At 70.8% G+C, this 4,830-nt stretch carries 6 protein-coding genes; all 6 read left to right on the top strand.

The annotated features are described in order from the left end of the window. Nucleotides 1–2: 2 nt before the first annotated feature. Nucleotides 3–698: a phosphoribosyltransferase gene (locus B9G38_RS14250; RefSeq protein ID WP_086220808.1), complete on the top strand. Its 696-nt coding sequence runs from the start codon at nt 3–5 to the stop codon at nt 696–698. 12 nt (nt 699–710) lie between these two features. Next, nucleotides 711–1,409 carry an HD domain-containing protein gene (locus B9G38_RS14245; protein WP_086220807.1) on the top strand — a complete coding sequence of 233 codons (699 nt, stop codon included), beginning with the start codon at nt 711–713 and terminating at the stop codon, nt 1,407–1,409. A gap of 151 nt (nt 1,410–1,560) precedes the next feature. Continuing rightward, nucleotides 1,561–3,000 (top strand): FAD-dependent oxidoreductase, encoded by a 1,440-nt coding sequence (locus B9G38_RS14240; protein ID WP_086220806.1) that lies wholly within the window; start codon nt 1,561–1,563, stop codon nt 2,998–3,000. A gap of 50 nt (nt 3,001–3,050) precedes the next feature. After that, nucleotides 3,051–3,206: a hypothetical protein gene (locus B9G38_RS18355; RefSeq protein ID WP_198945705.1), complete on the top strand. Its 156-nt coding sequence runs from the start codon at nt 3,051–3,053 to the stop codon at nt 3,204–3,206. Next, entirely contained in the window at nt 3,203–4,201 is a 999-nt protein-coding gene (locus B9G38_RS14235; protein WP_086220805.1) for a YeiH family protein, read from the top strand. Before B9G38_RS18355 ends, B9G38_RS14235 begins: the two co-directional genes overlap by 4 nt. Before the next feature lie 83 nt (nt 4,202–4,284). Next, nucleotides 4,285–4,830 (top strand): MTAP family purine nucleoside phosphorylase (locus B9G38_RS14230; protein ID WP_143415480.1); only part of this gene is annotated, 546 nt, incomplete at its 3' end.

Raw genomic sequence — 4,830 nt, 5'->3', positions numbered from 1 at the left:
GTATGAGCGACCTCCCGGACGACTTCGACTGCACGCTCACCAACTGGGAGTACATCTACGGGCTCTGCCGCAACGTCTCCGACGCGGTGAAGCGGGCCGACTTCGAGCCGGACGTGGTCGTCGCCCTGGCCCGCGGGGGCTGGTTCGCGGGGCGGTGTATCTGTGACTTCCTCGGGCTCAACGACCTCACCAGCCTCAAGATGGAACACTACGTCGGCGCCGCCGAGAAGAGCGACGAGCCCCAGATCCGCTACCCGATGCCGGAGGGGAGCGTCGAGGGGAAGAACGTCCTCATCATCGACGACATCGCCGACACCGGCGGCTCGATCCGCCGCGCCGAGGAGTACGTCGAGGAGCGCGACGCGGGCGCGGTCCGCACCGCGACGCTCCAGCTGCTCGGCACCTCGGAGTTCCAGCCCGACTTCGTGGGCGAGCGGCTCGAACAGTGGACGTGGGTCGTCTACCCGTGGAACTTCCTCGAAGACATGATCGACCTCACCGAGGGGGCGATGGAGCGCGCCGACGAGTCGGCGTTCTCGCGGGAGGATCTGCGTCACTACCTGGAGGAGTTCCACGGCATCGGTCGGATCGAGATGGAGGTCGCCCAGCCCGACCGCCTCGACGAGGTCATCGACGAGATGGTGCGCCGGGACGTGGCCGAGCCGGTCGGCGACGAGGCCTGGGCGCTCGCCGAGTAGCGGGCCGGAGCGATGGCCGAGGAACAGCGCGACGCCGAGAACGACGCCCTCGGCGACCGCGACGACGCCCTCGACGACCGCGACGACGCCCTCGACGACCGCGACGACGCCCTCGACGCCGTTCTCGCGACCTACGACCTGAAAGACGAGCGGCGCACGGGCTGGCAGCTCCGCGGGGTCGACGAGCCCGAGTCGGTCGCCGCCCACTCGTGGGGGGTCGCGTACCTCGTGTTGGCGCTCGGCGACCGGTTCCGCGAGGAGCTTCCGGACGTCGACCTCGACCGCGCCCTGCGGCTCGCCGTCGTCCACGACGCCGCGGAGGCCGAGACGGGAGACGCCGCGACGCGCGCCGACTCGACCGCGGACGCGGTCGACCGCGAGGCCAAGGAGGCCGCCGAGCGCGAGGCGATGCGCGACCTCGCCGGACCGCTCCCGGAGCGCGTCCGGGACGCGTGGGAGGCGTACGAGGCCCGCGACTCGCCGGAGGCGGTCCTCGTCAAGGACTGCGACCTGCTCGACGTCTGTCTCCAGGCCCTGCTGTACGAGCGGGACGACCGGTACGACCCGGAGCGGGGCGAGCCCGACGCGTTCCGCGAGTACGACGACTTAGACGAGTTCTTCGCGACGGCCGAGCCGCGGCTCCGGACCGAGGCCGGGAGGGAACTGTTCGCGGCGGTCCGCGAGCGGTACCGCGCCGCGCGGGACGAGTAGGCGGGAGCGGCCCGAATGCGGGACCGACAGCCATTCGACGATCGTCGTTATTGTAATCGACGTTCGTAGGGCTTCTACCGCTCGATTTCGCGCGAGGATGGTAAGAGGGTTAACGGGGGAGGTCGTCTGGGGAGGTGAGCTTTCACCACGCATGTCTGACACCGATCTCGTAATCATCGGCGGGGGGATAAGCGGGGCGTCGCTGCTGTACACGGTCGCGAAGTTCACCGACGTCGACGACGTCACGCTGATCGAGAAGGAACGGGAGATCGCGGCGATCAACTCCCACCGGACGAACAACTCCCAGACGCTCCACTTCGGGGACATCGAGACGAACTACACCCTCGAGAAGGCCGAGGAGGTCAAGGAGGGCGCGGAGCTGCTCGCGGGCTACCTCGAGGGGTCGGACCCCGACCGCGAGATGCACAGCAAGCGGAGCAAGATGGTCCTCGGGGTCGGCGACGAGGAGGTCGCCAAGCTGGAGGAGCGCTACCGCGAGGAGGGGTTCGGCGACCTGTTCCCGAAGCTGCGCGAGATCGGCCGCAAGGAGATCGCGGAGCTGGAGCCGAAGGTCGTCGAGGGGCGCGATCCCGGCACCGAGCTGAAGGCGCTCCAGACGCCCGACGGCTACGTCGTCGACTACGGCGCGGTCGCGGAGTCGTTCGTCGACGCCGCCCGCGAGGAGGCGGGCGTCTCCGTCCACCTCGGGACGACGGTGACGGGCGTCGACGACCGGGGCGACGGGTTCACCGTCGAGACGGACGACGGCGACTTCGACGCCGAGGCGGTCGTCGTCGCGGCCGGGTCCCACAGCCTCCAGTTCGCCAAGGAGATGGGGTACGGCGAGGGGATGTCGCTGCTTCCGGTCGCGGGGAGCTTCTTCCTCGCGGACGACCTGCTGAACGGGAAGGTGTACACGCTCCAGATGAAGAAGCTCCCGTTCGCGGCGGTCCACGGCGACGCCGACGTCCACGACGGGAGCGTCACCCGGTTCGGGCCGACGGCGAAGCTCGTGCCCGCCCTGGAACGCGGCCACCTCTCGACGGTGAGCGACTTCGTCGACGTGTTCGGCTTCAACCCCGACTCCGTGCTGAGCTACGTCAACATCCTCTCGGACAGGATCCTCTTCCCGTACGTCGTGCGTAACCTCGTGTACGACCTCCCCGCGGTCGGGAAGCGGGCGTTCCTCCCGAACGTCCAGAAGGTCGTGCCGAGCGTCGACGTCGACGACATCGACCGCGCGAAGGGGTACGGCGGCGTGCGCCCCCAGATCGTCGACACCGAGAACAAGGAACTGGACATGGGCGAGGCGAAGATCGTCGAGGACGGAATCTTATTCAACATCACGCCCTCGCCGGGCGCGTCGACCGCGCTGAAGAACGCGATGACGGACATCGAGACGGTCCTCGACTTCTTCGACGAGGAGTACGCGTTCGACGAGGCGGCCTTCCGCGAGGCGACGATCGAGAACTTCCCGCGCCCGGACGACGCGGTCGAGGCGGAGGCGAACGACGAAGCGGAGGCGAACGGCGAGACAGAGTCGAACGGCGAGGCGGACGACGACAGGGTCGCGGCCGAGGCCGACGACTGACCGGGGTCGGCGAGCGACATCGGTAAGTACGCCCCGGCCGATCCGCCGCCATGGAATCGAACCGCGGCGAGGGATCCGGGACCGAGCGCTCGACCGGCGGTTCCGCCGGCCTCGTCGACCGCTGGACCGCGCTCGACCGCGGCTGGCAGGCGCTCGCGCTGGGCCTCGGTATCGTCGCCGCGCACCTCGTCGGGCAGGCGCTGTGACGGGGGTCGCCGAGGCGGTCCGAGCGTACCTGCCGGGGGTCGCGCTGCTCGCCGGCGGCGCGGTCGCGGCGACGCTCGTCGCGGACGCGGTCCCCGGCCTCCAGCCGCTCGTCGTCGCCGTCGCGCTCGGCGTGGCGCTGGGCAACACCGTCGGGATCCCGGAGATCGCGGAGCCCGGCGCGAGCGTCGACAAGCTGTTCTTGGAGACCGGGATCGTGCTGCTCGGGGCGGCGGTCGCGGTCGAGGAGTTCCTCGCCGCCGGCCCGACCGTCCTCGGGCTGGTGGCCGCGTTCGTCGCCGGCGGCCTCCTGTTCGCGGAGGTCGTCGCGCGCGTCCTCTTCCGGATCGGATCGCCCACCTCCTCGCTGTTGGCGGCCGGCGCGAGCATCTGCGGGGTCTCCGCGGTCGTCGCGATCGGCAGAGTGCTCGACGCGCGCGGGGCCGCGATCACCTTCGCGGCCGCGACGATCCTGCTGTTCGACGCCGCGACGCTCGTCGCGTTCCCGCTCGCGGGCGAGTGGCTCGGTCTGACCGGCCGGCAGTTCGGCGTCTGGGCGGGCGTGAGCATGTTCTCGACCGGGCCCGTCGCGGCCGCGGGGTTCGCGCACTCCCCCGAGGCGGGCCAGTGGGCGACCGTGACGAAGCTGGCGCGCAACTCGCTTTTGGGCGGCGTCGCGGTCGCGTACTCGGTCGCGTACACCGCGCGCTCGGCCGCCGACCCGGGCGTCCGACGCCTCTGGGCGGAGTTCCCGAAGTTCCTGCTCGGGTTCCTCGCCGTCGCGGCGGTCGCGAACAGCGGGCTGCTCTCGCCCGCCGCGCTGGCGTCGATCGGCCGCGTCTCGGACGCGCTGTTCGCGCTGGCGTTCGTCGGCCTCGGCCTCTCGATCCGGGTCGAGGACATGCGCGCGGTGGGCGCCGCGCCGGTCGGCGCGGTGTTGGTCCACCTGCTCGTCGTGAGCGCGGTCGCGCTGGCGGCGGTTCGGTGGCTGCTGTGAGGCCCTTCGACCGCGCGTCGCCCGCGCCAGGAACGGTCGGCCGGGTTCAGTCCTTATAAGTAGCGAGCGGGCGCACTCCGGGTATGGGAACCATCGGATTCATCGGCGGCAGCGGCATCTACGAGGCGCTCCCCCTGAACGACGTGCGGGAGGTCGAGTTCGACACGCCGTACGGCGAGCCGAGCGACGCCGTGACGATCGGCGAGTTCGGCGACACGGGCCGCGAGGCCGCGTTCCTCCCGCGCCACGGCTCGGAGCACGGCGTCTCCCCCACGGACCTCCCGTACCGCGCGAACATGTACGCCTTGAAAAAGGCGGGCGTCACGCACATCTTCGCGTCGAACGCGGTCGGCAGCCTCAAGGAGGAGCTGGAGCCCGGCACGCTCGTCGTCCCGGACCAGATCTACGACCGGACGAAGGGTCGCGACCTCTCCTTCTACGGCGACGGCGTCGTCGTCCACCAGCCGTTCGCCGACCCGTACAGCCCCGAACTGGTCGACCACCTCACCGAGGCCGCGGAGTCGGCCGCGGGCGGCGACGGCGACGACGCCGCGAACGTCGTGAAGGGCGGCACCTACGTCTGTATCGAGGGGCCGCAGTACTCGACGCGCGCGGAGTCGGAGTTCTAC

It is taken from the genome of Halorubrum sp. SD612 (genome assembly GCF_002135005.1).
This window is presented reverse-complemented; position numbering and strand designations above follow the sequence as displayed.

Excerpts from the sequence above, each read along its gene's own strand:
- B9G38_RS14245 (WP_086220807.1), top strand. The coding sequence starts at position 711 with ATGGCCGAGGAACAGCGCGACGCCGAGAACGACGCCCTCGGCGACCGC.
- B9G38_RS14240 (WP_086220806.1), top strand. The coding sequence starts at position 1,561 with ATGTCTGACACCGATCTCGTAATCATCGGCGGGGGGATAAGCGGGGCG.
- B9G38_RS14250 (WP_086220808.1), top strand. The coding sequence starts at position 3 with ATGAGCGACCTCCCGGACGACTTCGACTGCACGCTCACCAACTGGGAG.
- B9G38_RS18355 (WP_198945705.1), top strand. The coding sequence starts at position 3,051 with ATGGAATCGAACCGCGGCGAGGGATCCGGGACCGAGCGCTCGACCGGC.